This is a genomic window from Microbacterium sp. Ld4, from assembly GCF_045066555.1.
Lineage (GTDB): Bacteria > Actinomycetota > Actinomycetes > Actinomycetales > Microbacteriaceae > Microbacterium.
This window is the reverse complement of the sequence record NZ_JBISHE010000011.1, coordinates 498,178-524,697: the sequence shown is the minus strand read 5'-3', so window position 1 is coordinate 524,697 and position 26,520 is coordinate 498,178. Positions and strand designations below refer to the sequence as shown.

General features: G+C 70.1%; 26 protein-coding genes. 15 read left to right on the top strand and 11 right to left on the bottom strand.

The genetic code is table 11. The features are described from left to right. Nucleotides 1–80: 80 nt before the first annotated feature. From ACJJV7_RS09845 to ACJJV7_RS09830, 4 genes are read right to left on the bottom strand one after another with little or no spacing between them, the layout of a single operon-like run. A complete protein-coding gene (locus ACJJV7_RS09845) occupies nucleotides 81–1,970 on the bottom strand; it encodes a glycogen debranching N-terminal domain-containing protein (protein ID WP_405375237.1) in 1,890 nt (629 codons plus the stop codon). Continuing rightward, nucleotides 1,967–2,884, bottom strand: a complete 918-nt coding sequence (locus ACJJV7_RS09840) for a carbohydrate ABC transporter permease (protein WP_405375239.1) — start codon at nucleotides 2,882–2,884, stop codon at nucleotides 1,967–1,969. Before ACJJV7_RS09840 ends, ACJJV7_RS09845 begins: the two co-directional genes overlap by 4 nt. Further along, nucleotides 2,881–3,993 (bottom strand): carbohydrate ABC transporter permease, encoded by a 1,113-nt coding sequence (locus ACJJV7_RS09835; RefSeq protein WP_405375241.1) that lies wholly within the window; start codon nucleotides 3,991–3,993, stop codon nucleotides 2,881–2,883. Before ACJJV7_RS09835 ends, ACJJV7_RS09840 begins: the two co-directional genes overlap by 4 nt. Nucleotide 3,994: 1 nt before the next feature. Continuing rightward, nucleotides 3,995–5,254: an extracellular solute-binding protein gene (locus ACJJV7_RS09830; protein ID WP_405375243.1), complete on the bottom strand. Its 1,260-nt coding sequence runs from the start codon at nucleotides 5,252–5,254 to the stop codon at nucleotides 3,995–3,997. A 157-nt stretch (nucleotides 5,255–5,411) separates the two neighbouring features. Here ACJJV7_RS09830 and ACJJV7_RS09825 point away from each other — a divergent pair, with 157 nt between their 5' ends. After that, nucleotides 5,412–6,428: a LacI family DNA-binding transcriptional regulator gene (locus tag ACJJV7_RS09825; protein ID WP_405375245.1), complete on the top strand. Its 1,017-nt coding sequence runs from the start codon at nucleotides 5,412–5,414 to the stop codon at nucleotides 6,426–6,428. 28 nt (nucleotides 6,429–6,456) lie between these two features. Here ACJJV7_RS09825 and ACJJV7_RS09820 read toward each other — a convergent pair whose 3' ends face one another. Further along, nucleotides 6,457–7,254: an IclR family transcriptional regulator gene (locus ACJJV7_RS09820; protein WP_405375247.1), complete on the bottom strand. Its 798-nt coding sequence runs from the start codon at nucleotides 7,252–7,254 to the stop codon at nucleotides 6,457–6,459. 52 nt (nucleotides 7,255–7,306) lie between these two features. Here ACJJV7_RS09820 and hutH point away from each other — a divergent pair, with 52 nt between their 5' ends. From hutH to hutI, 3 genes are read left to right on the top strand one after another with little or no spacing between them, the layout of a single operon-like run. Continuing rightward, complete coding sequence (gene hutH, locus ACJJV7_RS09815; protein ID WP_405375249.1) at nucleotides 7,307–8,866, top strand: histidine ammonia-lyase; 1,560 nt, start codon at nucleotides 7,307–7,309, stop codon at nucleotides 8,864–8,866. Then, on the top strand, nucleotides 8,863–10,533 hold the full coding sequence (gene hutU / locus ACJJV7_RS09810) for a urocanate hydratase (RefSeq protein ID WP_405375251.1): 1,671 nt from the start codon (nucleotides 8,863–8,865) through the stop codon (nucleotides 10,531–10,533). The genes hutH and hutU overlap by 4 nt, the downstream gene beginning before the upstream one ends. Continuing rightward, nucleotides 10,520–11,698 carry an imidazolonepropionase gene (gene hutI, locus ACJJV7_RS09805; RefSeq protein ID WP_405375252.1) on the top strand — a complete coding sequence of 393 codons (1,179 nt, stop codon included), beginning with the start codon at nucleotides 10,520–10,522 and terminating at the stop codon, nucleotides 11,696–11,698. The genes hutU and hutI overlap by 14 nt, the downstream gene beginning before the upstream one ends. Here hutI and ACJJV7_RS09800 read toward each other — a convergent pair. Genes ACJJV7_RS09800 through ACJJV7_RS09785 form a run of 4 tightly spaced genes read right to left on the bottom strand, consistent with a single transcriptional unit; the run spans nucleotide 11,685 to nucleotide 15,502 of the window. Then, nucleotides 11,685–12,170, bottom strand: coding sequence for a SixA phosphatase family protein (locus ACJJV7_RS09800; protein WP_405375254.1), 486 nt, complete (start codon nucleotides 12,168–12,170; stop codon nucleotides 11,685–11,687). The two genes, hutI and ACJJV7_RS09800, sit on opposite strands and share 14 nt — an antisense overlap. Beyond that, the gene (locus tag ACJJV7_RS09795) at nucleotides 12,167–13,045 is read right to left on the bottom strand and encodes an agmatinase family protein (RefSeq protein ID WP_405375256.1); all 879 of its coding nucleotides are present in this window, start codon (nucleotides 13,043–13,045) and stop codon (nucleotides 12,167–12,169) included. The genes ACJJV7_RS09800 and ACJJV7_RS09795 overlap by 4 nt, the downstream gene beginning before the upstream one ends. Before the next feature lie 2 nt (nucleotides 13,046–13,047). Further along, nucleotides 13,048–14,319 carry a DUF445 domain-containing protein gene (locus ACJJV7_RS09790; RefSeq protein WP_405375258.1) on the bottom strand — a complete coding sequence of 424 codons (1,272 nt, stop codon included), beginning with the start codon at nucleotides 14,317–14,319 and terminating at the stop codon, nucleotides 13,048–13,050. A gap of 25 nt (nucleotides 14,320–14,344) precedes the next feature. Then, nucleotides 14,345–15,502: an acyl-CoA dehydrogenase family protein gene (locus ACJJV7_RS09785; protein WP_405375260.1), complete on the bottom strand. Its 1,158-nt coding sequence runs from the start codon at nucleotides 15,500–15,502 to the stop codon at nucleotides 14,345–14,347. Nucleotides 15,503–15,556: 54 nt separating this feature from the next. Here ACJJV7_RS09785 and ACJJV7_RS09780 point away from each other — a divergent pair, with 54 nt between their 5' ends. Further along, on the top strand, nucleotides 15,557–15,961 hold the full coding sequence (locus ACJJV7_RS09780) for a pilus assembly protein CpaE (protein WP_405375262.1): 405 nt from the start codon (nucleotides 15,557–15,559) through the stop codon (nucleotides 15,959–15,961). A 23-nt stretch (nucleotides 15,962–15,984) separates the two neighbouring features. On the opposite strand, the gene ACJJV7_RS09775 is transcribed toward ACJJV7_RS09780, so the two are convergent. Then, complete coding sequence (locus ACJJV7_RS09775; RefSeq protein WP_405375264.1) at nucleotides 15,985–17,190, bottom strand: MFS transporter; 1,206 nt, start codon at nucleotides 17,188–17,190, stop codon at nucleotides 15,985–15,987. A gap of 403 nt (nucleotides 17,191–17,593) precedes the next feature. Between ACJJV7_RS09775 and nrdH the strand changes: the two genes are divergently transcribed. The 10 genes from nrdH to ACJJV7_RS09725 all read left to right on the top strand — a co-directional run bounded on the left by nrdH (nucleotide 17,594) and on the right by ACJJV7_RS09725 (nucleotide 25,358). Continuing rightward, nucleotides 17,594–17,827, top strand: a complete 234-nt coding sequence (nrdH, locus tag ACJJV7_RS09770) for a glutaredoxin-like protein NrdH (RefSeq protein ID WP_405375266.1) — start codon at nucleotides 17,594–17,596, stop codon at nucleotides 17,825–17,827. Nucleotides 17,828–17,829: 2 nt separating this feature from the next. Then, entirely contained in the window at nucleotides 17,830–18,267 is a 438-nt protein-coding gene (nrdI, locus tag ACJJV7_RS09765) for a class Ib ribonucleoside-diphosphate reductase assembly flavoprotein NrdI (RefSeq protein ID WP_405375268.1), read from the top strand. Between the two features lie 38 nt (nucleotides 18,268–18,305). After that, nucleotides 18,306–20,405 (top strand): class 1b ribonucleoside-diphosphate reductase subunit alpha, encoded by a 2,100-nt coding sequence (gene nrdE / locus ACJJV7_RS09760; RefSeq protein ID WP_405376168.1) that lies wholly within the window; start codon nucleotides 18,306–18,308, stop codon nucleotides 20,403–20,405. Nucleotides 20,406–20,433: 28 nt separating this feature from the next. Next, nucleotides 20,434–21,411, top strand: coding sequence for a class 1b ribonucleoside-diphosphate reductase subunit beta (gene nrdF, locus ACJJV7_RS09755; RefSeq protein ID WP_405375270.1), 978 nt, complete (start codon nucleotides 20,434–20,436; stop codon nucleotides 21,409–21,411). Nucleotides 21,412–21,668: 257 nt separating this feature from the next. Beyond that, entirely contained in the window at nucleotides 21,669–22,490 is an 822-nt protein-coding gene (locus ACJJV7_RS09750) for an Ltp family lipoprotein (protein ID WP_405375272.1), read from the top strand. A gap of 336 nt (nucleotides 22,491–22,826) precedes the next feature. Continuing rightward, on the top strand, nucleotides 22,827–23,396 hold the full coding sequence (locus ACJJV7_RS09745; RefSeq protein WP_405375274.1) for a dihydrofolate reductase family protein: 570 nt from the start codon (nucleotides 22,827–22,829) through the stop codon (nucleotides 23,394–23,396). 281 nt (nucleotides 23,397–23,677) lie between these two features. Next, entirely contained in the window at nucleotides 23,678–23,992 is a 315-nt protein-coding gene (locus ACJJV7_RS09740; RefSeq protein WP_405375276.1) for a DUF2277 domain-containing protein, read from the top strand. A gap of 63 nt (nucleotides 23,993–24,055) precedes the next feature. After that, on the top strand, nucleotides 24,056–24,481 hold the full coding sequence (locus ACJJV7_RS09735; protein ID WP_405375278.1) for a MarR family winged helix-turn-helix transcriptional regulator: 426 nt from the start codon (nucleotides 24,056–24,058) through the stop codon (nucleotides 24,479–24,481). Nucleotides 24,482–24,486: 5 nt separating this feature from the next. Continuing rightward, nucleotides 24,487–24,867, top strand: coding sequence for a hypothetical protein (locus ACJJV7_RS09730; protein ID WP_405376170.1), 381 nt, complete (start codon nucleotides 24,487–24,489; stop codon nucleotides 24,865–24,867). Between the two features lie 29 nt (nucleotides 24,868–24,896). Then, nucleotides 24,897–25,358 carry a DUF3817 domain-containing protein gene (locus ACJJV7_RS09725; RefSeq protein ID WP_405375280.1) on the top strand — a complete coding sequence of 154 codons (462 nt, stop codon included), beginning with the start codon at nucleotides 24,897–24,899 and terminating at the stop codon, nucleotides 25,356–25,358. A gap of 15 nt (nucleotides 25,359–25,373) precedes the next feature. Here the strand turns inward: ACJJV7_RS09725 and ACJJV7_RS09720 are convergent, their stop codons facing one another. Further along, nucleotides 25,374–26,501 carry a class I SAM-dependent methyltransferase gene (locus ACJJV7_RS09720; RefSeq protein WP_405375282.1) on the bottom strand — a complete coding sequence of 376 codons (1,128 nt, stop codon included), beginning with the start codon at nucleotides 26,499–26,501 and terminating at the stop codon, nucleotides 25,374–25,376. Nucleotides 26,502–26,520: the final 19 nt, after the last annotated feature.

Here is a 26,520-nt window from a genome sequence, read left to right as displayed (position 1 = left end):
CGCGGGTGCGCGGCATCCGTCATCATTCTGCCCCTCCCCGCGTGCCGTGCCTAGGCTGACCGGACCCGGCGGGGTCGCTGTCAGCGTCGCCGCATGACGATCTCGTGACAGACGACCGCCGCGGCCGCCGACCACGCCTGCGGGCGGCATGCCGCGGGGTAGGGCGCCGGGACGGCGACGTCACCGGCGGCGTCGCCGGCGTGGAGCTCCGGCATGCGGAACGCGAACGCCTCCGCGGCATCCAGCATCCCCTCGACGAGGACGGCCGCCTGGCGGTGGAGCCCGGCTCGAGCCATCCCGCGCGCGACGATCGCCGTGTCGTGCGCCCAGACGCTGCCGCCGTGATAGCTGAGCGGCCAGTAGCCGGCGGCATCCGTCGACATGGTCCGCAGCCCGAAACCCGAGCTCATGGACGGGCCGACGAGCAGGTCGGCGATCGCTTCCTCCTCGTCCGTGTCCAGGATGCCGGTCCCCAGCAGGTGACCGATGTTCGACGTGAGGGTGTCGACGGGGCGGCCGTCGCGGTCGAGTGCGATCGCCGGGTAGCGGCCCTCGGGCGTCTGGGTCCAGAAGCGCTCCCGGAACCGGGTGCGCAGAGCCGCCGCCCACGCGCGGAGGTCGTCCGCGCCCGGCTCGTCGAGCGACTCGAGCAGGCCCGCGGCGCCCATTGCCGCCTCGTACGCGTATCCCTGCACCTCGGAGAGGGCGATCGGACCGTCGGCCAGGGAGCCGTCGCGCCACTGGATGGAGTCGCCGGAGTCTTTCCACCCCTGGTTCGACAGTCCATGGCCGGTCGCGTCGACGTAGTCGAGGAAGCCGTCCGCGTTCACGGCGCCGCGCATCCAGTCGAGCGCGGCGGAGAGGGTCGGCAGCAGGTCGCGGACGGCGGGATCTGGCATCCCGGCGGCACGCGCCTCGACGAGCAGGGTGATCCACAGCGGCGTCGCGTCGACCGTGCCGTAGTACAGCGGGGGCAGGGAGATCCCCTCGCCGGGCATGGTGAGGGTGCTGGCGCGCAGTTCGTGCGCGATCTTGCCCGGCTCCTCCGCGGTCGACAGGTCGGCCGCCGTGCCCTGCAGTCTGCCGAGGACTCGCAGGGTCGATGACGCCATGTCGACGTCGACCGGCAGGAACAGCCGCGCCGCCCACAGCGAATCCCGTCCGAACAGGGTGAAGAACCACGGCGCGCCCGCCGCGAAGAACTCGTCCGGGTCTCCCGGCATGGTCAGCCGCAGGGCGTCGAGATCGTCGATCGCCTGCCGCAGCCACCGGCCCAGTCGCGGGTCGGAGCCGGCAGGTGCCGGCACGGTCCAGTGCGTCTCGCGCTCGGTGCCGCGGACGACGAGCGACGGGTCGTCGAGCTCGACCTGCCACGAGACGGTGGCCGTCGCCCGGGGCGGGCAGACCAGCCGCCAGGTCAGGACGATGCCGTCGCCCGATGCCGTGACCTCGGCGACCGGTGCCGTCAGCTGCATCGAGGCGGCGCCGGCGGTGACGGATGCCGCGTCGCCCGTCACGCGCCGATCGGTCGGGGCCACCTCCGCGGCGCCGGACTTGACGTCCTGCATGGGCGTCGCGTCGGGTGTGACGACGATCTCGACGACGACGGCGACCTCCTCCGCGAGATGCGAGGCGAGAGTGAGCTCCTCCGTCATGCGGCCGTCCGCGACGATCCGGCGCCGTGTGAGGCGCAGCTTCGGGTCGGGGGTGCGGTCGTCGACGTGTCTCAGCAGCGCCTCGAACCGCACGTCGGATGCCGAGGCGGACGACCTCGAGATCCACTCGGGCGTGTGCACTGCGGCGTCGGCGCCGTAGCGCAGCCGGGTGCGGCGGATGAAGCGCGTATCGCCGTGGAAGACGCCGTCGATCGCGCCGGCGCCGATCTCACCGTCGTCGCGCGACCACACCTGGGTGGGGGCGCGGAGGGCGACGACGGCATCGGACAGGAAGGGCTGGAGGCCTGCGGTCATCCCTTGACTGCTCCTTCGGAGGTGTTCATGATGCGCTTCTGGAAGATGAAGAAGACGACCGCGACGGGGATCGTCATGAGGGCAGCCGCGGCGAGCTTCAACGGATACTGCGTGCCCTGGCTGAGTTGTCCCGACGACAGGCTCGCGACGCCTCGGGTCAGTGTGGTGAGTTCGGGCGACTGCACCGACACGATGAAGTGCGTGAGCTCGTTCCACGAACCCTGGAACGACAGGATCACGATCGTGACGAGCGCGGGCCGGGCCATCGGGAGCACGACCGACCAGAACACGCGGAAGGTCCCCGCCCCGTCGATGCGCGCCTGCTCCTCCACCGAGGGCGGGATCGACTCGAAGAAGTTCTTCATGATGAACACTCCGGCGGCGTCGACGAGGAGCGGCAGCACCATCCCCGCGTACGAGTCGTACATCCCCAGCTGGTTCAGCACGAGGAAGCGGGGGATGAGGAGCACCACCGACGGCACCGCCATGACGGCGACGACGAGAGCGAAGATGACGCCGCGTCCGCGGAAGGTCAGCCGCGCGAGCGCGTACCCGGCGAGTGAGACGAAGAACACGCGTCCGAGGGTGACGAGGATCGTCACGACCGTCGAGTTCGCGAACCAGAGCGGGAAGTCGCTGTTGAGGAACAGACGCTCGAACGCCGCGAAGGAGAAGGTCTGCGGGAGGAGCGAGATCGGGTTGGATGCCGCTTCCTGCTCGGTCTTGAACGACGTCGCCACCTGCACGAGGAACGGATAGATGTAGACGATCGCGAGGACGGCGAGCATCGAGTAAAGGAGAATCTGCCCTGCGAGGGAGCGCGGCGTGAGGCGCTTCCGGCGCGGCTTCGACGGATCGGCGATCGGCTTCTCGGTGAGCGTCGCCGTGCGGGCGAGCGTTCTGCTGTCGGTCACGACCGGGCCCCCTTCGGGAGATAGGCGCGGATGCGCCGCTTCGAGACCGGCCGGTCACGCAGCACCCACCGCTGGAGAAGGGTGAAGGCGATGATGATGAGGAACAGGATGAAGGCGATGGCCGCCCCGATTCCCCAGTCCTGGTTGCTGAACGCCGAGGTGTACGACAGGTAGGCCGGAGTGATCGTGGTCTTGCCCGGCTGGCCCTTGGTTCCCGTGTAGATCTGGTCGAACACCTGCCAGCAGCCGATGAGGCCGAGGGTGATCACCGTGAACAGGGTCGGCCGCAACTGGGGGAGCGTGATGCGCCAGAACTGCTGCCAGGGCGTGGCGCCGTCCATCATGCTCGCCTCGGTGAGCTCGTAGCCGACGTTCTGCAGTGCCGCGATGAACAGCAGCATGAACGTGCCGCTCGTCGTGAACACCGCCATGAGGATGAGCGCGCTCATCGCGATCGACGGCCCGGAGAGCCAGTCCCACCCCGACAGTCCGAGAAATCCGGGACTCGACAGTGCCGCCGGCGCGGTGTCGATGCCGACCGCGCCGAGGAGCAGATGCACGATGCCGCGGGCGTCGTTGAACCAGTTCGGTCCTTCCCCGCCGGTGACGGCGGCGATGAAGGCGTTGACGGGGCCCGAGGCGCTGAACAGGAAGAGCCACAGCACGGTGATCGCCACCGAGCTCGTCACCGACGGGAAGTAGAAGGCCGTGCGGAAGAACCCGCGAGCCCGCATCATCCGCCGGCTCACCAGCACGGCGAGGAAGAGCGACAGCGCCGTCTGCAGCGGCACGACGAGCACGACGTACCAGGCGTTGTTGCGGAGCGCCGTGCCGAAGTCGCGACTGCGGAGGCCCTCGCCCGAGGTGAGCTCGGCATAGTTGTCGAGCCCGACGAACCCCACGCTGGGGGAGAGCGGACTGCCACGCCCGCTCCAGTCGGAGAAGCTGACCCACAGCGCCATCAGCACGGGGAGGAAGAGGAACACCCCGAGGATCACGACGACGGGCAGAACGAACAGCCATCCGGCCGCTCCCTCGCCGCGGCGGATGCCTCCGGCGCGGCGAGGGAGTGTCTCGGTGGCCCGATCCTTCACGACGGGCGTCGACATGTCAGCCGACGATCGCCTCGAGGTTGGCCTGGGTGCTCTGGAGGATCGTCGCCGGGTCGGCATCCTTCAGCGTCGCCAGCTGGGCGTTGAGGTCGGTGAACACGTCGGAGACGCCGTCGTTGGTCGGCACGCCCTGGGCGTAGTCGGCGCCCGCGAGGAAGGCCTGCAGGTCGGGGTTGTCGGTCGTCCACTGGCCAGCAGCCGACTGCACGGACGGCATCGGTCCGAAGGCCTTCGAGAAGGCCAGCTGCTGGTCGGCGCTCGTGAGGTACTCCACGAGGTCGAGCGCGGCCTCCTGGTTGGGGCTGTCGGCGGCCATGCCCCAGCAGTTGGTGAACTGCAGGGTGCCCTGACCGGCGGGGCCGGCGGGCAGTTCGACGACGAGCGGGTCGACGTCCGGGAAGTCGCCCAGCGCGCCGGTGATCCAGTTGCCCTCGATCGTCATCGCGCCGAGCTGCTTGCCGAGTGCTTCGCCGCCCCAGCCGGCGCCCACGTCGGCGGCGTAGGCGAACGTGCCGTCGGCCAGGTGCTCCTTGACGTAGTCCAGCGCCTCGGCGTTCTCAGGGCTGTCGGCCACGGCCTCGGCGCCGTCCTCGGAGACGAGCCGGCCGCCCGCCTGGGCCATGAACGATCCGACGCGCTGGTACTCGCCGCTGAAGACGAGTCCTGTGGTGTCACCGGTCGTCAGCTTCTCGGCCGCGGCCGCGAGGGAGTCCCAGTCGGTCGGGATGTCGGCATCCGTCAGACCGGCGTCGTCCCAGAGGTTCTTGTTGATGATCAGCTGCAGCGTCGAGAAGTCCTTCGGCGCGCAGTAGAACTGGTCGTCGTAGGTGAAGTTCTGCACGAGGGACGGGTAGAAGTCGTCCTTGTTCTCGAGCATGTCGCCATACGGGAAGACCGAGCCGTTGTCGGCGTAGCCGGCGAGGAGTTCGGTCGCGAGGTAGAAGAGGTCGGGCGGGTTGCCGCCCGCGAAGCCCTGCGAGAGCTGCTGGGTCAGATCGGTCGCGGCGATGACCTCGACGTCGACTCCGGACTCCTCGGTCCACGCGGCCACCGCGTCGTTCACCGCGGTCGTCTCGGCGTCGCCGGAGGAGCCGATCATGATCGTGAGGCCGTCGTCCGACGAGGTGAGCCCGCCCGCGTCGCCGCTCGGGGCGGGGTCTCCGCCGTCGAAGCCCTGTCCGCCGCAGGCCGCGAGAGTGAGCGTCGCGGCGATGCCGATCCCGCCGACCGTCATCAGTCTTCTCGTGCTGTGTCGCATGTCCGCATCTCCTTCGATACCGGTTCGGACCGTTCGGCGCCGGGCCACGAACCGGTCGGGACGGTTCGGACAGGGCCTGGGTTTGAACGATCAAATTGTGGAATGATGCCCAAGGTAAGAGGGTGGTGGGGCCCCTGTCAAGGGTCGAGAGGTGCGTATGGGCGACAAATCGGTCACGATCGAAGACGTCGCGCGCGCCGCCGGGGTCTCGCGTCAGACGGTCAGCAACGTCGTGAACACGCCGTCGATCGTCAAGGCGGAGACGCGGGAGCGGGTGCAGCAGGCGATCCGCCGCATGGGCTACGCCCCGCATGCCTCCGCCCGGCGGCTCCGCACCCGCCGGAGCTCCACCATCGGCATCCACCTCGACCCCTATGCGGGCGGAATCTCGGGCGTCGTGCTCGATCGGTTCGTCCACGCCCTCACCGAGCTCGCCGGAGAGCGCGGGCTCCGCGTGCTCGTCTACGCCGCCCGCGACCACGACGAGGAGATCCGCCGCATGGGCGACCTCGTCGACGGCGGTGACGTGGATGCCGTCGTCGTCACGGGCACGTCGTACGGCGACGGCCGCATCGCCTGGCTGCGCGAGCGCGGGGTGCCCTTCGTCTCGTTCGGCCGCCCGTGGGATGCGGACGACATCGACGACCCCGCGCATCTGTGGGTCGACGTCGACGGCGCGGCGGGCACCCGGGCCGCGACCGCCCATGCGCTGACGGTCGGCCCGCGGGTCGCGTTCCTCGGCTGGCCGGCCGGATCGGCGACGGGCGATGACCGGGAACGCGGCTGGCGCGAGGCCATGACGGAGGCGGGCGGGCTCGCCCGGACCCGCCTGGTCGCGGAGGAGAACGTGTCGGCGGCGCGTGACCGCGTCGCCGAGCTGCTGGACCGCACCGGACCGGACGGCGTCGATGCGATCGTGTGCGCGAGCGACACCCTCGCCGTCGGCGCCCACGTCGCGACCGTCGCCGCGCAGCGCGCCGACGTCGCGATCGTCGGATTCGACAACACCCCCGCGGCCGAGGCGCTCGGGCTCTCGAGCATCGAGCAGCTCCCCGAGCTCGTCGCGGCGGGGACCCTCGACCTGCTGCTGGCCGGCAACACGCACATCGAGCGGCGGGCCACTCTGCCGGGGCGTGCGCACGTGCTCGTGCAGCCGCGCCTCGTCACTCGCTGACCGCGTCGAACCCGTCGCGAGGGCGCCGTCAGCCCGCCCGTCCGCCGATGCGGCGCGACAGCTCGGATGCCGACTCGGCGACGAGTGCGGCGAGGCGGGCATCATCGACGTCGGTGTCGCCCGGCCAGGTGAGCGCGATCGCCGCGGCGGGCCAGCCGGCATGATCGCCCACCGCGACGCCGATCGAGCGCAGCCCGAGGGTGACCTCGCCGTCCTCACGCGCGTGACCGCGTGCCCGCGCCTCACGCAGCAGTTCGCGCAGCCCCCGGGGCGACACGGGTCCTCGCCCGGTCCGGTCGGCGGCGAGCGAGGCGGCATCCGGATACAGTGCACGGACCTGCTCGCGGGGGAGCGCCGCCAGCATCGCGCGCCCGGTGGCGGTGAGGTGCGCGGGCAGCCTCACCCCGACGTCCGTGACGAGCACGGGTCTGCGCGGTGCGCGCTCCTCCACGATGTACAGGACGTCCCGCCCGGTCATGACCGCGAGGTGGGCGCTCTCGCCCGAACGGTCGGCGAGCTGGGCCACGAGCGGCCGGCCGAGGCGCGCCAGCGGCTCCTGCCGCGCGTAGCCGCCGGCGAGCTCGAACGCCGCCGTGCCGAGGCCCCACCGGCGCTCGCCCTCGAGGTGGACGACGAAGCCGTGCGCGGCCATGGCCCCGAGCAGGTGGTAGACGCTCGACCGGGGGATGCCGAGCTGCGCCGCGATCGTCTGCGCCGCGACCGGTCCGCGCTGGGATCCGAGGAACGCGAGGATGCGCAGGGTCTGGTCGGCGGCCGGGACCTGCGGCGAGGACTGCCGGTCGGAGTTGTCTGGAATCACAGACACAGGATGCCACGTCGCTCTGTCGATCGCGCCTCCGGAGCGCTGGACTGTGACCATGCCGGCATCCGCTCCCTCCTCCGTCCTCCTCGGCGACGCACCCCTCACCCCCGCAGACGTCGTCGCCGTGGCGCGCCACGACGCGGAGGTCGTGATCTCGCCCGCCGCCCTGGAGCGCACCGCCCAGACCCGCGCCCTCATCGACCGCCTCGCGAGCGACCCGGAGCCGCACTACGGCATCTCGACGGGCTTCGGCGCCCTCGCGACGACCTTCATCGCCCCGGACCGCCGCCGGCAGCTGCAGGCGAGCCTGATCCGCTCCCACGCCGCCGGAACGGGGCCGGAGGTCGAGCGAGAGGTGGTGCGGGCGCTGCAGGTGCTGCGCCTGCAGACCCTCGCGACGGGCCGCACCGGCGTCCGCCCCGTCGTCGCGGAGACCTACGCGGCGATGCTCAACGCGGGCATCACGCCGATCGTCCACGAGTACGGGTCGCTCGGCTGCTCGGGCGACCTCGCGCCGCTCTCGCACATCGCCCTCGCGGCGCTGGGCGAGGGCGATGTGCGCACCCGCGACGGCGATCGCGTCTCGGCGGCGCAGGCCCTCGGCGCCGCCCGCATCGCGCCGCTCGTACTCGAGGAGAAGGAGGGCCTCGCCCTCATCAACGGCACCGACGGGATGCTCGGGATGCTGGCCCTCGCACTGGCCGACCTCGACCGCCTGCTCGACACCGCCGACCTCGCCGCCGCGCTCTCGGTGGAGAGCCAGCTCGGCACCGACGCGGTCTTCGCCGCCGACCTCATGGCACTCCGCCCCCAGAGCGGTCAGGCCGTGTCGGCGGCGAATCTCCGCCGCGCGCTCGCCGGGTCGCCGATCGTCGCGAGTCACCGCGACCCCGCCGTCTGCACCCGCGTGCAGGACGCGTACTCGCTCCGGTGCGCGCCCCAGGTGCACGGGGCGGCGCGCGACACCGTCGACCACGCCCGCACGGTCGCCGAACGCGAACTGGCCTCGGCCGTCGACAACCCGGTCGTCACCCCTGACGGCCGGGTGGAATCGAATGGCAACTTCCACGGCGCACCCGTCGCCTACGTTCTCGACTTCCTCGCGATCGCGGTCGCCGACGCGGCATCCATCTCGGAGCGTCGCACCGATCGCGCCCTCGACCGCACGCGCAGCAACGGACTGCCGCCCTTCCTCGCCGACGAGGTCGGCGTCGACAGCGGCCTGATGATCGCGCAGTACTCGGCGGCGGGCATCGTCTCCGAGCTCAAGCGCCTGGCCGTGCCGGCATCCGTCGACTCGATCCCGTCGTCGGCGATGCAGGAGGACCACGTCTCGATGGGATGGGCGGCCGCCCGCAAGCTCCGCCGCGCGATCGACGGTCTCGCCCGGGTGCTCGCGATCGAGATCGTGACCGGATGCCGCGCCCTCGACCTGCGGGCGCCGCTGGCGCCCGCGCCCGTCACCGGCGCCGTCCGCGACCTCGTCCGCACCGTCGTGGCCGGACCGGGCCCCGATCGTTTCGTCGCCCCCGAGATCGAGGCCGCCACCGGCCTGGTGCTCTCGGGCGCCGTCGCCCGCACCGCGTTCGCAGCGTTCGAAGGAGAACCCGCATGACCCGCACCGACCCCGCCCGCACGATCCGCGCAGCCCGCGGCGCCACCCGGACGGCGAAGAGCTGGGGCGCCGAGGCCGCCAAGCGGATGCTGATGAACAACCTCGACCCCGACGTCGCCGAGCACCCTGAAGACCTGGTCGTCTACGGCGGCACCGGCCGCGCGGCACGGTCGTGGGAGGCGTACGACGCGATCGTCCGCACTCTCGACGAGCTCGAGCCCGACGAGACCCTCCTCGTGCAGTCCGGCAAGCCGGTCGGCGTCTTCCGCACGCACGAGTGGGCGCCACGGGTGCTGATCGCGAACTCGAACCTCGTGGGCGACTGGGCGACGTGGCCCGAGTTCCGCCGGCTCGAGCAGCTCGGCCTGACCATGTACGGCCAGATGACCGCCGGGTCGTGGATCTACATCGGCACGCAGGGCATCCTCCAGGGCACGTACGAGACCTTCGCGGCGGTGGCCCGCTCCCTCGGCCGCGAATCGCTCGCGGGCACGCTGACCCTCACCGGCGGCGCCGGCGGCATGGGCGGCGCGCAGCCGCTCGCGGTGACCATGAACGGCGGCGCCGTGCTCATCGTCGACGTCGACGAGACGCGGCTCTCGCGCCGGGTCGCGCACGGGTACCTCGACGAGTACACGACCGACCTCGACGAGGCCGTCGCGCGGGTTCTGACGGCCAAGGAGCAGGGCGACGCGCTCTCGGTCGGGATCGTCGGCAACGCGGCCGACGTCTTCCCCGAGCTCCTCGCCCGCCGGATCGCCGTCGACATCGTCACCGACCAGACGAGTGCGCACGACCCGCTCGCCTACCTTCCGGCTGGCGTCGCGGTCGACCGTTGGAAGGCCGAGTCCGCCGCCGACCCCGAGGGCTTCACGACCCGGTCCCGGGCATCGATGGCGCGCCACGTCGAGGCGATGGTCGGCTTCCAGGATGCCGGTGCCGCGGTGTTCGACTACGGCAACTCGATCCGCGCCGAGGCGGAGCTCGGCGGGTACGACCGCGCGTTCGCCTTTCCCGGCTTCGTCCCCGCGTACATCCGTCCGCAGTTCGAGGAGGGCCGCGGCCCGTTCCGCTGGGTGGCGCTGTCGGGCGACCCGGAGGACATCGCGAAGACCGACCGGGCGATCCTGGAGCTCTTCCCGCACGATGTCGCCCTGGCCCGCTGGATCGAACAGGCGGGCGAGAAGGTGCACTTCGAGGGACTGCCGGCGCGCATCTGCTGGCTCGGGTATCAGGAGCGTCACCTCGCGGGGCTCAGGTTCAACGAGATGGTCGCCTCGGGCGAGCTGTCGGCCCCGATCGTGATCGGGCGGGACCACCTCGACTCCGGCTCCGTCGCGAGCCCGTACCGGGAGACCGAGGCGATGAAGGACGGGTCGGACGCGATCGCCGACTGGCCGCTGCTGAACGCGCTCCTCAACACGGCATCGGGCGCATCATGGGTGTCGCTGCACCACGGCGGCGGCGTCGGCATCGGGCGCTCGATCCACGCCGGCCAGGTCACCGTCGCCGACGGCTCCGCCCTCGCCGCCGAGAAGCTCGCGCGCGTGCTCGTCAACGACCCGGGGACCGGCGTCATGCGGCACGTCGACGCCGGCTACGCGCACGCGGCCGACGTCGCCCGCGAGCGCGGGCTGACCGTGCCGATGCTCGATGCCGGGCACTGACGTGGCCCCGCTCCTGCTGACCGGCATCGGCGAGCTCACGACGCACGCCGACCCGGACGACGTGACGGCGACGACCCCCGATGCGGCTCTCGTCGTCGATCAGGGCCGCATCGCCTGGGCGGGGCCCGCCGCCGGCGCCCCTGCCGCCGATCGGCGCGTCGAGCTCGAGGGCCGTGCGGTGATCCCGGGCTTCGTCGACAGTCACACCCACCTGGTGTTCGCCGGCGACCGCGCCGACGAGTTCGAGGCGCGCATGACGGGCACGCCGTACGCGGCCGGGGGCATCCGTCGCACCGTCGCGGCGACGCGCGCGGCATCCGACGACGCCCTGCGCGCGGGACTCGCGGCGCTCGTCGCCGAACTGCACGCGCAGGGCACGACCACGTTCGAGGTGAAGACCGGCTACGACCTGACGGCTCCGGGGGAGGCGCGCCTGGCCCGCCTCGCCGCCGAGGTCACGGACGAGGTGACCTACCTGGGCGCGCACGTGGTCCCCGCGGGCGCCGATCGCGGCGCGTACGTCGACCTCGTCTGCGGCGAGATGCTCGACGGGGTGCGCCCGCACACGCGCTGGATCGACGTGTTCTGCGAACGCGGGGCGTTCACGGCGGCGGAGGGCGAGCGGATCCTCCGCGCCGGAGCGGATGCCGGTCTCGGCATCCGCGTGCACGGCAACCAGCTGGGTGAGGGTGACGGCGTCCAGCTCGCCGTTCGCCTCGGAGCGGCATCCGTCGACCACTGCACGCACCTGAGCGATGACGACATCCGCGCCCTCGCCGGGTCGGATACCGTGGCAACCCTCCTGCCCGGGGTGGAGTTCTCGACGCGGCAGCCCTACCCGAATGCGCGCCGTCTCATCGATGCGGGGGTGACGGTCGCCCTCGCCAGCGACTGCAACCCGGGCTCGAGCTTCACCAGCTCGATGCCGCTGATGATCGCGCTCGCCGTCCGTGAGATGGGGATGACGGTCGGGGAGGCCGTGTGGGCGGCGACGGCTGGGGGAGCGCGTGCGCTGCGGCGAAGCGACGTCGGCCACCTCGGCGTGGGCGCGCGAGCCGATCTCGTGGTGCTGGCCGCGTCCTCGCGCCGGCACCTCGCGTACCGTCCCGGAGTCCCGCTCGTCCATCGGGTCTACCGGGGCGGCGAGGTGCTCAGCCCTCGGTGACCCCGCGCGGAGTGTCGATCGTCCAGCGCGTCGGGTCGAGCGCCGTCGCGACGTCCCAGTCATCGGCGTCCCAGACGAACGTCGCGACGGCGCACGTCGGCATCGCGCCGATGCCGCCGCCCGAGAGCCGGTCGGCCAGGACGGTCATGCCGGGATCGTGGCCGACGACCATGACGCTGCGATGCCCTGTCGCCGCTGCGGCCGCCAGGAGCCGAGCGCCGGGAGCCCCGTAGAGGCCCTCGTCGAGGCGCAGCGGCGCGCCGAGCACGTCGGCGAAGAACCCCGCCGTCGTGCGGGCGCGCAGGGCGGTCGACGAGAGGATCTCCGCGGGCCGGAATCCGGTGCCGGCCAGACGAGCGGCCATCACGGGCGCGTCGCGGAGACCGCGTGCGCCGAGCGGCCGGTCGTGATCGGCGAGCCCGGGGTCGCCCCAGTCGCTCTTGGCGTGGCGGGCGATGACGAGGGTGATCATGCGAGGGCCCTTCCGGCGAGCAGCTCGAGGACGCACAGCGCGGCGAGGCGCACGGTTCGCCCGTCGGGGGTGTCGGCGGTCGCATCGACCTCGACGATGTCGGCCGACGCGATCCGGCGATCGGATGCCGCCGCGCGTACGAGGGCGCGGAGCTCCCACGCCTGCAGGCCGCCCGGAACCGACGCCGGGCACCCCGGCGCGACGGCGCGATCGCAGACGTCGACATCGATGTCGAGGTGGATGTCGCCCGCAGCGCCCGCGACCTCGAGAGCCTGGATCATGACGTCGTCGGCGCCGCGCCGGCGCACCTCGTCGAGGGTGATGACCGTGATTCCGAGATCGGCGGCCCGGCGCGCGTAGGCGGCGGAGTTGGCGAAGTCGGCGATGCCGATCTGCACGATGCGGGCCGGGTCGAGGCCGTCCTCGATGAGGCGACGCACAGGTGAGCCGTTCGAGACGCCGTCGCGCAGGTCGAAGTGGGCGTCGATCGTGATGAGCCCGGCCGACCCGGCTCCCTGGGCAGCCGCGTAGGTCACGGAGTTGTCGCCGCCGAGGGCGATGACGAGCGCTGCTCGCTCGCGCAGTTCCCGCACCCGGTCGCGCACGCGCGCCTCGCCGTCGGGGCCGTCGGGTTCGGCGACGTCGCCGGCATCCGCGATGCGGAGCACATCGTCGAGGTCGATTTGGGGCGGACCGAGGAGGGTCGGGCTGTACCGACGCAGCGCCTCGCGGACGGCGGCCGGCGTGGCATCGGCGCCCGTGGGGGAGAGCGAGGTGCGGTGTGCCGGAAGGCCCAGGAGCACGACGTCGACGTCGCCGTCCGGCGCGCCCCATCCGCCCGCTCGGGGCCAGAGGGGATCGATCGACAGGGCCATGGTCAGGGGAGCAGTGCGTGAGCGACGGTGAAGATGACCAGGCCCGCGAGGGCGCCGACGATCGTGCCGTTCAAGCGGATGTACTGCAGGTCGCGTCCGACCATCAGCTCGATCTTCTGACTCGTCTCGTCGGCATCCCAGCGCTCGACGGTGTCCGTGATGATCGAGGCGATGTCGTGGCGGTAGCGGTCGACGAGGAAGACGGCGGCGTCGGCGACACGCTTGTCGACGCGCTGCTGGAGGGCCGCGTCCGTCGCGAGGCGATCGCCCAGGTCGCCGAGGGCCGCGGCGACGCGGAGCCGCAGCGGGCTCTCCGGGTCTTCCAGGGCGCGCAGGAGACCGGTCTTCGCGGTGTTCCACGCGTCGGCGGCGAGGCCGCGCACACGGGGCGAGTCGAAGACGGCCGACTTGGCGCCCTCGAGACGCGCCATGGTCTCCTCGTCGTGCTGCAGGTTGTCGGCGAGGCGACCGAGGTACTGGTCGAGCGCCTGGCGGGCGGGGTGCACGGGGTCGGCCTTGACCGCGGCGATGAACTTCGTGGCCTCGTGGTAGACGGTGTCGTCGACCAGTCGCATCGCGACCGACGGCACCCACGATGGCAGGCGGCGCGAGACGAGGCCGTCGAACGCCTCCCGGTTGAGGTCGAGCCAGCGGGCGATGCTGTCCACGCCCAGGTCGACGGCGCCGCGGTGCGCATCGGCGTCGACGACGCGTGTCAGCCAGGTGCCGAGCGAGGGACCCCAGGCGGGGTTCAGGAGGTGCTCGTGGGCGAGATCGCTGATGAGGTCCTGGACCTCATCGTCGCTCAGGGCGGTGAGCACGCCCGCCGCCATCGTCGACGCCTCCGCGGCGACCGTCGTGCTGTGCGCCGGGTCCTGCAGCCAGGTGCCGGCCGTGCGGGCGATGGAGGCCGACTCGAGCTTCTGTCGAACGACCCCCGCTTCGAGGAAGTTCGTCTCGACGAACTCGCCGAGCGTGCGACCGATCTCGTCCTTCCGGCGCGGGATGATCGCGGTGTGCGGGATCGGCAGGCCGAGCGGATGCCGGAAGAGCGCCGTCACGGCGAACCAGTCGGCCAGCGCGCCCACCATGCCGCCCTCCGCGGCCGCCCGGACGTATCCGAGTGCGGGGAGGTCATCTTCGAGGATGAAGGCGACGACGAAGACGATCGCCATGAAGACGAGGGCGCCGAGAGCGACCGCCTTCATGGTGCGGAGCCCCCGATAGCGCTGCTGGTCGGCGCTGCTCAGCGAGCCGAAGGGGATGCGGGCCATTCGGCCATCCTGCCACGCGCTCCGCTCAGGGTTCGAGAGCGCCGAGCCATGCGCCGGCGACGGCGCTGTGCACCGACTCAGGGTCGGAGGGGTGGAACATGCCCGCCAGCACGTCGCGGTAGAGCCGGCTCAGCTCGCTCCCACTGAAGAACGAGGAGCCGCCCGCCGCCAGCATCGCCTCGTCGACGACCTGTTTCGCACCGGTCGCCGCGCGGTGCTTGACGGCGCTCAGCCGGGGGAACCACAGCGGCCCGTGGTCGACGAGGCCGTCGACGTCGCGCGCGAGCTGCTCGACCTGCACGGGGAGCGCGTCGTAGGTGAGTGCCATGTCGGCGACCCGCCAGCGGATGTCGGGGTCCTGGCTGTAGGTGCGGCCCGTCTTCTTCGAGGTGCGGGTGCGCGCTGTCTCGACCGCGACGTCGAGGGCGCGGCGGGCGATGCCGGTGTAGACGGAGGCGAGGAGGATCTCGAATGAGCTGAAGATGCCGAAGACGAGCGGGTCGGGGCTCGGACCCACCGGCAGGCGCCGCACCACGCGGTTCTCGGGCGCGACCGCACCGTGCAGCTCGGTCGTCCGCGACTGGGTGCCCCGCATGCCGAGCGTGTCCCAGTCGTCGCGCGTCACGACCGCGTCGCTGCGCGGGATGAAGGCGAAGACGAGCTCCGGCGCGTCCGGCGTGGAGGTGTCGAGCCCGTGGAGGCCCAGCTGCGTCCACACCGGTGCGAGGGAGGTGAAGATCTTGGTGCCCGTGAACGCGTACGAGCCGTCCGGGCGAGGCGCGGCATCCGTATCGCTGCCGAACAGCACGAGGTCGTTGCCCGCCTCGCTGATGCCGAAGGCGAAGACCTCGCCGGCGGCCGCGCCCTCCTGCACGAAGCGCAGGGCGTCGTCGCCGCGGTCGCTCATGACCTTCGCCACCGCCGTCCACACGAGGTGCATGTTGATCGCGAGGGCGGTGGCCGGGGCGGCGGTCGCCAGTCGCTGCTGGAGGACGGATGCTTCCGCGAGGCCGAGTCCACCGCCGCCGAGGTCCGTGGGGACGAGGATCGCGAGGTAGCCGATGGCGCGCAGGTCGGCGAGGTCCTCCTCGGGGAACACATTGGCGGCGTCGACTCCCGCGGCCCGCGACCGGATGCGCACCAGCAGGTCGTCGGGGAGGATGACCGAGGGATCGAAGCTCATGCCCTCATGGTCTCATCCGCCCCCGACCCTTCGCAGGCGGGTGAAGATGGACGGGTGATCTCCACCGACCTGGCACGAGAGCTCCGCGCGAACGGCCTCATCTGGCGTCCGCGATCGGGTGACCGCTTCCAACTCGACGAGCCCGAGTTCGAGGCCGACGTCTACACCGTCAGCGACATGACGGTCGAAGCGCGCAGCTACCCGACGGGCGACCTGCTCGCGTTCAACGGGACGACCGAGTGGGCACTCGACTCCGTCGCCGTCGAGGAGGCGCTGTGGCTGCCCTCCGAGGCGCAGCTGCGCGAGATGCTCCGGGGGGCCTTCCGCGCGCTCACCCGGCTCACCGACACCTTCGAGGTCGAGATCGAGGTGGATGCCGCGCGCCACCGCTTCCGGCATCCGCAGCCCGCCGACGCGTACGCGCAGGCCGTGCTGTTCCTGCTCCACCGCGCGGCCTGAATCGTTCGCGCGTCCTGGGCCGATCAGGTGATGACCGGCACCGGTTCGGTGTCGGGGATGGGGCTTGCGTCGCGCCCTCGGAGGTCGGGGAACCCGCGGACGAACACGGCGGCGACGACCGCGCCTGCGAGCGCGAAGACCGCCGCGGCGTAGAACGCGCCGACCGGGCCGACGCCGTCGATCAGGAATCCGGCCACGGCGGAGCCCGCCGCGGAGCCGATGAGCTGACCGGTGCCGATCCAGCCGTACGCTTCGGCCGTCTCGCTGAACTTCACGCTCGCGCTCGTGATCGCGAACATCACGGCGAGGGCGGGTGCGACGCCGAGACCGGCGACGAACAGTGTCGCCCCCATCCACCAGGCGTTGAGGGAGAAGACCACGGCTGAGACGCCGATCGTCACGATCGTGAGCCGGCGCGCCATCGCCCACCGGCCGATCGGGATGTGGCCGAAGCCCAGACCCCCGGCGAGGCTGCCGACCGCGAAGACCGCGAGGACGACGCCCGCTTCGATGCCGTCGTGCCCGAACGATGCGACGACACCCGCTTCGACGGCCGCGCACGCTCCGATGAGCAGGAAGCCGGTGACCGTCGCGAGGAGCACGACCGGCTTGCCCAGCACGCGCCCGAATCCGCGGCGGCTGCGGGGGATGCGGACGCGGCCGACCTCGGGGGAGAGGATGAACCACGCGCAGCCGCCGATGAGGATGACGACGATCAGGAGGAGCGCGGGTACGGTGCCGACCTGGGTCGCGACGAGCGTGGTGACCACGGGCGCGATGATCCAGATGATCTCCTGCAGGCTCGCGTCGAGGGAGAACAGCGGGGTGAGCTGACGGGAGGTCACGATCTTCGGGTAGATCGTCCGCACCGCCGGCTGCACCGGCGGGTTGGAGATGCCGGCGAGGAAGCCGAACACGATGAAGCCGGGGAGCCCCAGGGGGAGGACGGCGAGAGCCAGCACGGCGGCGGCGCAGACGGCCGCGGTGAGGGTGAGCACGCGCCGCATGCCCCAGACGCCCATCCACCGGCTCGTCACCGGCCCCGAGATCGCCTGGCCGAGCGAGACGGCCGCGAGGACGATGCCGGCGGCGCCGTATGAGCCGGTGGACTGCTCGACGTGCAGGAGCACAGCGAGGCTCGTCATCCCGCTCGGAAAGCGCGCCGTCAGCTGTGCGGCGATGATGCGCGCGACGCCCGGCGCGCGCAGAAGTTCTTTGTACCCCGCCACCTCTTCACCGTACCGGTGCAGGGCCCTCCCGCGGCACGCCGGAACGGCGTCGACACGCCCGACACGCCGGGGCCTCCGGAATCGGATGTCGGAGGGTCTCCGTAGCGTCACGCCTGTGGATGGATCGGCTGGGCGCTGCCCGGAAAGCCCGTCTGCCCGGGCTTTTCGACGACCCGGATCCGACCCGCGGTTGTGGATGAAATGGTGGACAACCTGTGTTGTACCTGTGGAGGAGTGGGGGAAAACTACACGGATGTAACTACTAGCCCTTGTGGTTCCACTCAGTGTCGGCACCCATATGTAGTATTGAGCTCCGGGCAACACCACGCCGGACGACTCAGCGAGTCGCCGACCGGAGCCCCGAGCTTTCACCACGATTTTTCACCAGGAGAGAGGGTCGAACATGGCGATCACCGTTTACACCAAGCCGTCCTGCGTCCAGTGCAACGCGACGTACCGCGCGCTGGACTCCAAGGGCATCGAGTACAACATCCTCGACGTCTCGGCCGACGCCGATGCGCTCGAGCACGTCAAGTCGCTCGGCTACCTGCAGGCGCCGGTCGTCGTCACCGACGAGGACCACTGGTCGGGCTTCCGTCCCGACAAGATCGACGAGCTCGCCGCACGTCTGGTGTGACGATGAGCGCGGCCGTCGCAACGAACGTGCCGCTGCTCGTCTTCTTCTCGAGCGTGTCGGGCAACACGGCGCGATTCATCGAGAAGCTCGGGATGCCGGCTCTCCGGATCCCGATCCACTCCTCCGAACCTCTCCTCCATGTCGATGAGCCCTACGTGCTCGTCACTCCCACCTACGGGGGAGGACAGGGACGGGGAGAAGAGAAGGGCGCGGTTCCCAAGCAGGTCGTCCGGTTCCTCAACGACGAGGCCAACCGGGCGCTGCTGCGGGGAGTGATCTCCGCGGGAAACAGCAATTTCGGCGAGGCCTTCGGCCTGGCCGGAGACATCATCAGCCGCAAGTGTTCAGTGCCGCACTTGTACCGGCTCGAAGTATTCGGCACACCCGACGATGTCGACCGCGTGAGCGGCGGATTGGAAGACTGGTGGAAGCTGCAGTGACCGACAAGGCCTTCAAGACCGAGGTCCGCTTCGAGGGCATGGATTACCACGCCCTCAATGCGATGCTCAACCTGTACGGCGAGGACGGCAAGATCCAGTTCGATGCCGACCGGCGTGCGGCGCGGGAGTACTTCCTGCAGCACGTGAACCAGAACACCGTGTTCTTCCACTCCCTCAAGGAGAAGCTCGACTACCTCGTCGAGAAGGAGTACTACGAGGGCGCGGTCATCGACCAGTACCCGTTCGAGTTCATCCAGGCCCTCAACGACCGCGCGTACGCCAAGAAGTTCCGCTTCGACACGTTCCTCGGCGCGTTCAAGTACTACACGAGCTACACGCTCAAGACCTTCGACGGCAAGCGCTACCTCGAGCGCTTCGAGGACCGCGTCGTCATGACGGCCCTCGCGCTCGCCGACGGCGACCAGCAGCTCGCCAACATGCTCGTCGATGAGATCCTCTCGGGACGTTTCCAGCCCGCGACGCCGACCTTCCTCAACGCCGGCAAGGCGCAGCGCGGCGAGCTCGTCTCCTGCTTCCTGCTCCGCATCGAAGACAACATGGAGTCGATCTCCCGCGGCATCAACTCCTCGCTCCAGCTCTCCAAGCGCGGCGGCGGCGTTGCGCTGCTCCTCTCGAACATCCGCGAGGCCGGCGCGCCGATCAAGCAGATCGAGAACCAGTCGTCGGGCATCATCCCCGTGATGAAGCTCCTCGAAGACAGCTTCAGCTACGCCAACCAGCTGGGGGCGCGTCAGGGCGCCGGCGCCGTCTACCTCTCGGCCCACCACCCCGACATCATGAAGTTCCTCGACACCAAGCGTGAGAACGCCGACGAGAAGATCCGCATCAAGACGCTGTCGCTCGGTGTCGTCGTGCCCGACATCACGTTCGAGCTCGCTCGCAACGACGAGGACATGTACCTCTTCTCGCCCTACGACGTCGAGAAGGTCTATGGCGTTCCGTTCGGCGACATCTCGGTCACCGAGAAGTACCGCGAGATGGTCGATGATGCGCGCATCAAGAAGACGAAGATCAACGCGCGCGAGTTCTTCCAGACCCTCGCCGAGATCCAGTTCGAGTCGGGCTACCCGTACATCATGTTCGAGGACACGGTGAACCGGGCGAACCCGATCAAGGGCCGGATCAACATGTCGAACCTGTGCTCGGAGATCCTGCAGGTCAACACGCCCACGACGTTCAACGAGGACCTCTCGTACGCCGCGATCGGCAAGGACATCTCCTGCAACCTGGGATCGATGAACATCGCCCTCGCGATGGACGGCCGCGACCTCGCCGGCACGGTGGAGACCAGCATCCGTGCCCTCACCGCGGTCAGCGACCAGAGCCACATCCGCTCCGTCCGCTCGATCGAAGACGGCAACGACCGGTCGCACGCGATCGGCCTGGGCCAGATGAACCTGCACGGCTACCTCGCCCGCGAGCATGTCCACTACGGCTCGGAGGAGGGTGTCGACTTCACGAACATCTACTTCTACACCGTGCTGTTCCACGCGCTCGAGGCATCCAACAAGATCTCGATCGAGCGCGGCCAGGTGTTCGACGGGTTCTGGGACTCGACCTACGCATCGGGCAGCTTCTTCGACAAGTACATCGAGCAGGAGTGGGCTCCGGCCACGCCGCGCGTCGCCGAGCTGTTCGACGGCATCCACATCCCGACGCAGGAGGACTGGACCGCGCTGAAGGCGTCGATCCAGAAGCACGGCATCTACAACCAGAACCTGCAGGCCGTGCCGCCGACGGGCTCGATCTCGTACATCAACAACTCGACGAGCTCGATCCACCCGATCGCGTCGAAGATCGAGATCCGCAAGGAAGGCAAGATCGGCCGCGTCTACTACCCGGCGCCGTTCATGACGAACGACAACCTCGAGTACTACGAAGACGCATACGAGATCGGCTACGAGAAGGTCATCGACACCTACGCCGCGGCGACGCAGCACGTCGACCAGGGCCTCTCGCTGACGCTGTTCTTCAAGGACACCGCCACCACGCGTGACATCAACCGGGCGCAGATCTACGCATGGCGCAAGGGCATCAAGACGATCTACTACATCCGTCTCCGCCAGATGGCGCTCGAGGGCACCGACATGGCCGAGTGCGTCTCGTGCATGCTCTGAGCCGCCTGAGACTCCCTAAGGAAACGACATGACCCCCGAACCGCTCAAGCTGCTCGGATCCGTCCAGGCCATCAACTGGAACCGGATCCAGGACGACAAGGACCTCGAGGTCTGGAACCGTCTCGTCAACAACTTCTGGCTTCCCGAGAAGGTGCCGCTGTCCAACGACATCCAGTCGTGGGCGACGCTGACCCCCGAGGAGCGCACCACCACGATGCGCGTCTTCACCGGTCTGACCCTCCTCGACACGATCCAGGGCACCGTCGGCGCCGTCTCGCTGATCCCGGACGCCATCACCCCCCACGAGGAGGCGGTGTACACCAACATCGCGTTCATGGAGTCGGTGCATGCGAAGAGCTACTCGTCGATCTTCTCGACGCTCGCCTCGACGCCCGAGATCGACGACGCGTTCCGGTGGTCGACGGAGAACGAGAACCTTCAGAAGAAGGCTCGGATCGTCATGGACTACTACCGGGGCGACGAGCCGCTCAAGCGGAAGATCGCCTCGACGATGCTCGAGTCGTTCCTCTTCTACTCCGGCTTCTACCTGCCGCTGTACTGGTCGTCGAAGGCGAAGCTGACGAACACGGCCGACATCATCCGCCTCATCATCCGTGACGAGGCCGTGCACGGCTACTACATCGGCTACAAGTTCCAGCGGGGGCTCGAGACGCTGGGCGAAGCCGAGCGCGCAGAGCTCAAGGACTACGCGTTCTCGCTGATGTACGAGCTCTACGACAACGAGGTGCAGTACACCCAGGACCTCTACGACGGCATCGGCCAGACCGAGGACGTCAAGAAGTTCCTGCACTACAACGCGAACAAGGCGCTGATGAACCTCGGCTACGAGGCGATGTTCCCGGCGAGCGTCACCAACGTGAACCCGGCCATCCTCTCGGCGCTGTCGCCCAACGCCGACGAGAACCACGACTTCTTCAGCGGGTCGGGCTCCTCGTACGTCATCGGCAAGGCCGTTGCGACCGAGGACGACGACTGGGACTTCTGAGATCCCCGGGTCGCGAACGCGCGACCGACCTGCGAAAGGCCCCCGGCATCCGCTCTTCTGAGCGGGTCGCCAGGGGCCTTCCGCATTCGCGGCGGGGCGCTGGTGACGCTGGCGTCGCCGCCCGAAGAGGAGCAGAGGCGACCGGACCCACGTCGCAGCGTGCGAACTCAGCCCGGAAGATGGCGCCATTCGATGAGAACGCGCTAATCTCACGTTCGTCGGCGCGACGACGCGGCGACGAATCTGGGGGGATCCGAATGACTGACACGCCTTTGCCCGCGCCCGGCTGGTACCCGGCCGCTCACGCGAATAACGAACCGCGCTACTGGGATGGCGCGCAATGGCAGGAACAGAATCCGTCGCCTGCGACGCGTCCCGACGCGGCGCCTGCATCACCGAACGCGAAGAAACGAGGTCGAAGGGGCTGGATCATCGGCGGCTCCATCGCCGCAGGTGTGCTTCTCATCGGTGGGATCGGGTCTGCGCTCGGCGGCGGCAGGGACATCGAACCAATTGCGGCAGAAGCGTCGCCCAGTTCGCCCCCCGCGGCCGTGGAACCTGTTGACGCAGTCGAAGAAGAGGCCGCCGAGCCTGAGCCGGAAATGGTCGAGGTGCCGGTCCTGGAGGGTCAGACGGCTGAGGAGGCCGCCGGCGAACTCGTCGCTCTCGGGCTCGTGCCTGAGTTCTCCACGAAAGGCGATGCCGACGTGACGGGTACGGTGCCCGCAGGAGGCACCAAGGTCGAGATCGGCGGCACGATCGTGATCGAAGCAGTAGACAAGCCCGTCCTCTCGGTGGGGCAACAGAATGCTGTCGATAAGGCAGGCAGTTATCTCAGCTTCAGCGCCTTCTCTCGAAGCGGACTCATCGAGCAGCTCGAGTTCGAGGGGTTCACGAAAGACGAGGCGACCTTCGGTGTTGAGAACGTTGGAGCCGATTGGATGGACCAAGCGGCAGCAAAGGCAGCGGACTACATGGAGTTCTCTTCCTTCTCCCGTCAGGGCCTGATCGACCAGCTAGTTTTTGAGGGCTTCTCGAAGGAACAAGCAGCGCACGGCGCCGCCGCGGTCGGCTTCTGAGCTCTTCTGCGCAAGAATCGCTGTTTACACGTTCGGGCGATCCGTTCTCTCGGATGTCCGTTCAAACTGGCGCGCGGCCGCCATTCCGCGCGCGCGTTTTTCCCACGGTGGCGTGGGTCGGGTAGATGGATGACCGGCATGCGGTCGCGAACGCGCGACCCGACCTGCGAAAGGCCCCCGGCATCCGCTCTTCTGAGCGGGTCGCCGGGGGCCTTCCGCATTCGCGGCGGGGCGCTGGTGACGCTGGCGTCGCCGCCCGACGAGCGCCATACTCGATCCCCACAGGCACCGACGCCGCGTGAACGCGGTGCGGATGGATGCCGGAGGGACGCCGTCATGGGAATGCTCCGCTACTCGATCAACGTCACGCTCGACGGCTGCTGCCACCACGAGGCGGGCCTCCCGCCCGACGAAGAGTCGATGGGTTACTGGGCGGCGGCGATGGAGCGGGCCGAGGTGCTTCTCTTCGGCCGCGTGACCTACGAGATGATGGCGTCCGCGTGGCGCCGGCCCGATTCGGGGGAGTGGCCGGACTGGATGGAGGACTGGGAGGTCCCCTTCGCCGAGAACATCGATCGGGCGAAGAAGGCGGTCGTGTCGAGCACGCTGCGCACCGCTTCGTGGAACGCCGAGCTGATTCGAGGTGACCTCGCCGACGCCGTGAGGCGACTCAAGCGGGAGTCGACCGGCGACGTGTGGGTGGGCGGCGTCACGCTGCCCACCGCCCTGGCCGGGCTGCGGCTCATCGACGAGTACGAGTTCGTGGTTCATCCCGTCATCGCCGGGCACGGCCCGACTCTCCTCGCCGGCCTGCCCGAGCGCCTCCCGCTGGAGCTCGTCGAGCGACGGGAGCTCCGCTCCGGCTCCGTCGTGACGCGGTACCGGCCCGCGGCGTCTGCGAAGTGAGCCCGAAGCCTCGGGCGTCGTCGTACGTGGAGCGGTCCGAGGAGGTGGCGAGATCGCCCTTTCGGCGCGTCTCGTTCTGTGGCACGCTCAGCGTGTCACCGACCCAGACTCCGTCGGCGATCCCAGGAGCCCCTCCGAACGGTGTGACACCCGACCGGCACCCGTTTCGGAATGGGTGGACCCTCCTGCGATGCCGGGGGGTGCTCGCAGGGGGGTCCTGTCCGCCTCGTCCTGTCCGCGTCCTCTGTCCACGCGGATCCGACGGGCGTACCCTGACCCGCATGTGTCGCAACATCGTCCCGCTGCATAACTTCGATCCGCCGGCGACCGACACCGAGTGTCACGACGCCGCCGTGCAGTTCGTCCGCAAGATCGCGGGCACAACGAAGCCGTCCCAGGCCAACCAGGCCGCCTTCGACCGCGCCGTCGAAGAGATCGCCGAGGTGACCCGGCGACTGCTCGACGACCTCGTGACGACCGCGCCGCCCAAGAACCGCGAGGACGAGGCGGCCAAGCGGCAGGCTCGCTCCGCCGACCGCTACGAGGCGATCCGCGTGTATCAGCAGCGCAGGCGCGCCGAGCGTGCGGCATCCTGATCGCCGTTCATCCGCGCGTGTGCCTGCTGACCTCGGTGCGCCGTGCCTCCTAGACTTCTTGCCGTGACCGATACCCGCTCCACCGACGCACCGCGTTTCAGCCCTGTCATCGCGCTGCTGGCGGTGTCGGCGTCGTGGGAGGCGCAGCTCGCAGCAGAACTGCGGGGTCTCGGCATCTCGACCCGGAAGTTCGGTCTCCTCGGGCACATCTACGCCGAACCGGGGATCTCGTTCTCCGAACTCGCCCGCCGATCCCGCATCACGGTGCAGTCTGCCCATGCGGCGGTGCACGCGCTCGTCGATGACGGCCTCGTTGCGGATGCCACGGCGCAGGCAGGAGCGGCCAGCGACCTGCGGGTGACGGTCGCCGGCGAGAAGGTCCTCGCCGACGCGCAAGACCGACTCGCGGCGCTCGACGCGTCGCTTGCCCGGTCGCTCCCACGAGTGGCGGAATCCCTCGACGGCATCCGAGCGGGCGTCATCGAGTGAGTGCCCTGCGCGTGGCCGCGCGGTGGGCCCTGGCGGCGCTGCTGACGGCAGCTGGCGTCGGGCACCTGACGACTCTCCGCCGCGGGTTCCGCATCGCCGTGCCCGACTGGGCAACGTCGCTCCTGCGCACCGACAAAGACACCATCGTCGTGGTGTCGGGAGTCGTGGAGATCATGCTCGGGCTCGGACTCGCGCTCCTGCCGGCGGAGAAGCGGCGCCTCGGCGTCGCCGTCGCCGCCCTTTTCGTCGCCGTCTTCCCCGGCAACATCCACCACTGGCGAACGGGTCGCGACGTTCCGGGGCTCGACACCGATGCCCGGCGGTTCGGGCGCCTCTTCCTGCAGCCGGTCCTCGTCGCCTGGGCCCTCTGGGCGACGCGGCGCTGACCGGCGTTCCCTTCAGTTACACTGAAGGCGTGTTCCACACCCCCGCACGCCTCTTCCGCATCCTCGCCATCGCCGAGGTCTTCTCCTGGACCCTCCTCATCGGCGGACTCATCATCCGAGGCGTGGGCGGTCCCGCCGTCGCCGTGACCATCGGGGGTGGCATCCACGGATTCGTCTTCCTGTCGTACGGCGCCACCGCGATCCTGGTCGCACTCAACAACCGGTGGGGGATCGGCACGGCCCTTCTCGCCGTGGCATCCGCCGTCATCCCGTATGCCACCGTGCCGGTCGAGCGGTGGCTGCACCGCACCGGGCGGCTCGACGCCGCCTGGCGCCTCGACGCGACCGACGACCCTCGCGACACGCGGCCGATCGACCGGCTGCTGCGCTGGTTTCTGCGCCACGCGGCCGTGCTCGTCGTGCTGCTGGTGCTCGCGATCGTCGCGCTCTACGTCGCCCTGCTCATCGTGGGCCCGCCGGGCGGCAAGTGACCTGGCGCACGCCGGTCAGTGCCGCGTCGACACCGAGACCGTGAACTTCGTGTCGCGCGCGGCCTGACGGGTCGGACCGACGAGGCGTTCGAGCTGGGTGCGGTACTGCAGCGCCGAGTTCCAGACGCACCACAGTTCGCCGCCGGGTCGCAGCACGCGCGCCGCGTCAGCGAACAGTCGCGGCGCGATGAGCTCGCTGATCGCGCCCCCGCTGTGGAACGGCGGGTTCAGGGCGATGAACGAGGCCGAGCCGTCGGGGCGGAGGCTCAGCGCGTCGTCGCGCACGACCTGCACCCGATCGGCCACGCCGTTCGCCGCCGCGGTGGCGAGCGACGACGCCACCGCCGCCGCAGACTGGTCCGACGCGTAGACGTGCGCCGACGGATGCCGCAGCGCAAGGTGAGCGGCGACAGCGCCGGTGCCGCTCGCGAAGTCGATCAAGGGGTCTTCGGCCGAGCCGCCGGTGATCTTCTCGGGCAGTGTGGCGATCAGCATCCGCGTGCCGATGTCGAGTCGTGCTCCGGCGAAGACGCCGCCGAACGCCCGCAGCTCGAGGTCGCCGTCCCGGCCGCGGAGAGGCACCGGATCGCGCCCGTCGTGCGGGTCGCGAGCCACGAGCACGCGCGACTTCTGCCGGGCGTGGGTGACGTCGAGGCGGGCGAAGAACTCGCCGAGCACGTCGTTCATCGCGAGCGTCATGTGCTTGATGCGTCCGCCCGCGAAGACGGTCACGTCGGGAGCCGCATGGGCGGCGATGAGTCCGGCGACCTCGCGGAGCTCGTCGAGCGACCGGGGGAGCCGGACCAGCACGACCCGCGCCCCGGCGACCGCGCTGCCCTCCAGCGGCATCGAGCGGACATCCCGGATGCCGAGCGCCTCGGCGTTCGCGGCGAGGGCGCGTTCACCGACCAGCGCATCCTGCTGCACGCGGATGTCGGCTCCGCCCTCGTGGGCGGCCGCGAGCGCCAGCGCTCCGTACGTGTCGCCGATCACCGCGATCTCGCCCGCCGAGACGGCGGCGCGTGCGGCGCGGGACTCGTCGACGATGAGGCGGTCGGCGGCATCGGAGGCCTCGAGGCCCGGGCCGACGGCATCCGGCCTGCGCGACAGCCGCTCGAACGGGAACGGCGTCGAAGAAGTCATCGTCCCAGGCTATCCGGCG

Coding starts and splice junctions, on each gene's coding strand:
- hutU (WP_405375251.1), top strand. CDS start 8,863: ATGACCCGCACCGACCCCGCCCGCACGATCCGCGCAGCCCGCGGCGCC.
- hutH (WP_405375249.1), top strand. CDS start 7,307: ATGCCGGCATCCGCTCCCTCCTCCGTCCTCCTCGGCGACGCACCCCTC.
- hutI (WP_405375252.1), top strand. CDS start 10,520: ATGCCGGGCACTGACGTGGCCCCGCTCCTGCTGACCGGCATCGGCGAG.
- ACJJV7_RS09795 (WP_405375256.1), bottom strand. CDS start 13,045: ATGGCCCTGTCGATCGATCCCCTCTGGCCCCGAGCGGGCGGATGGGGC.
- nrdH (WP_405375266.1), top strand. CDS start 17,594: ATGGCGATCACCGTTTACACCAAGCCGTCCTGCGTCCAGTGCAACGCG.
- ACJJV7_RS09790 (WP_405375258.1), bottom strand. CDS start 14,319: ATGGCCCGCATCCCCTTCGGCTCGCTGAGCAGCGCCGACCAGCAGCGC.
- nrdF (WP_405375270.1), top strand. CDS start 20,434: ATGACCCCCGAACCGCTCAAGCTGCTCGGATCCGTCCAGGCCATCAAC.
- nrdI (WP_405375268.1), top strand. CDS start 17,830: ATGAGCGCGGCCGTCGCAACGAACGTGCCGCTGCTCGTCTTCTTCTCG.
- ACJJV7_RS09830 (WP_405375243.1), bottom strand. CDS start 5,254: ATGCGACACAGCACGAGAAGACTGATGACGGTCGGCGGGATCGGCATC.
- ACJJV7_RS09720 (WP_405375282.1), bottom strand. CDS start 26,501: ATGACTTCTTCGACGCCGTTCCCGTTCGAGCGGCTGTCGCGCAGGCCG.
- ACJJV7_RS09750 (WP_405375272.1), top strand. CDS start 21,669: ATGACTGACACGCCTTTGCCCGCGCCCGGCTGGTACCCGGCCGCTCAC.
- ACJJV7_RS09835 (WP_405375241.1), bottom strand. CDS start 3,993: ATGTCGACGCCCGTCGTGAAGGATCGGGCCACCGAGACACTCCCTCGC.
- nrdE (WP_405376168.1), top strand. CDS start 18,306: ATGGATTACCACGCCCTCAATGCGATGCTCAACCTGTACGGCGAGGAC.
- ACJJV7_RS09740 (WP_405375276.1), top strand. CDS start 23,678: ATGTGTCGCAACATCGTCCCGCTGCATAACTTCGATCCGCCGGCGACC.
- ACJJV7_RS09800 (WP_405375254.1), bottom strand. CDS start 12,170: ATGATCACCCTCGTCATCGCCCGCCACGCCAAGAGCGACTGGGGCGAC.
- ACJJV7_RS09845 (WP_405375237.1), bottom strand. CDS start 1,970: ATGACCGCAGGCCTCCAGCCCTTCCTGTCCGATGCCGTCGTCGCCCTC.
- ACJJV7_RS09825 (WP_405375245.1), top strand. CDS start 5,412: ATGGGCGACAAATCGGTCACGATCGAAGACGTCGCGCGCGCCGCCGGG.
- ACJJV7_RS09745 (WP_405375274.1), top strand. CDS start 22,827: ATGGGAATGCTCCGCTACTCGATCAACGTCACGCTCGACGGCTGCTGC.
- ACJJV7_RS09785 (WP_405375260.1), bottom strand. CDS start 15,502: ATGAGCTTCGATCCCTCGGTCATCCTCCCCGACGACCTGCTGGTGCGC.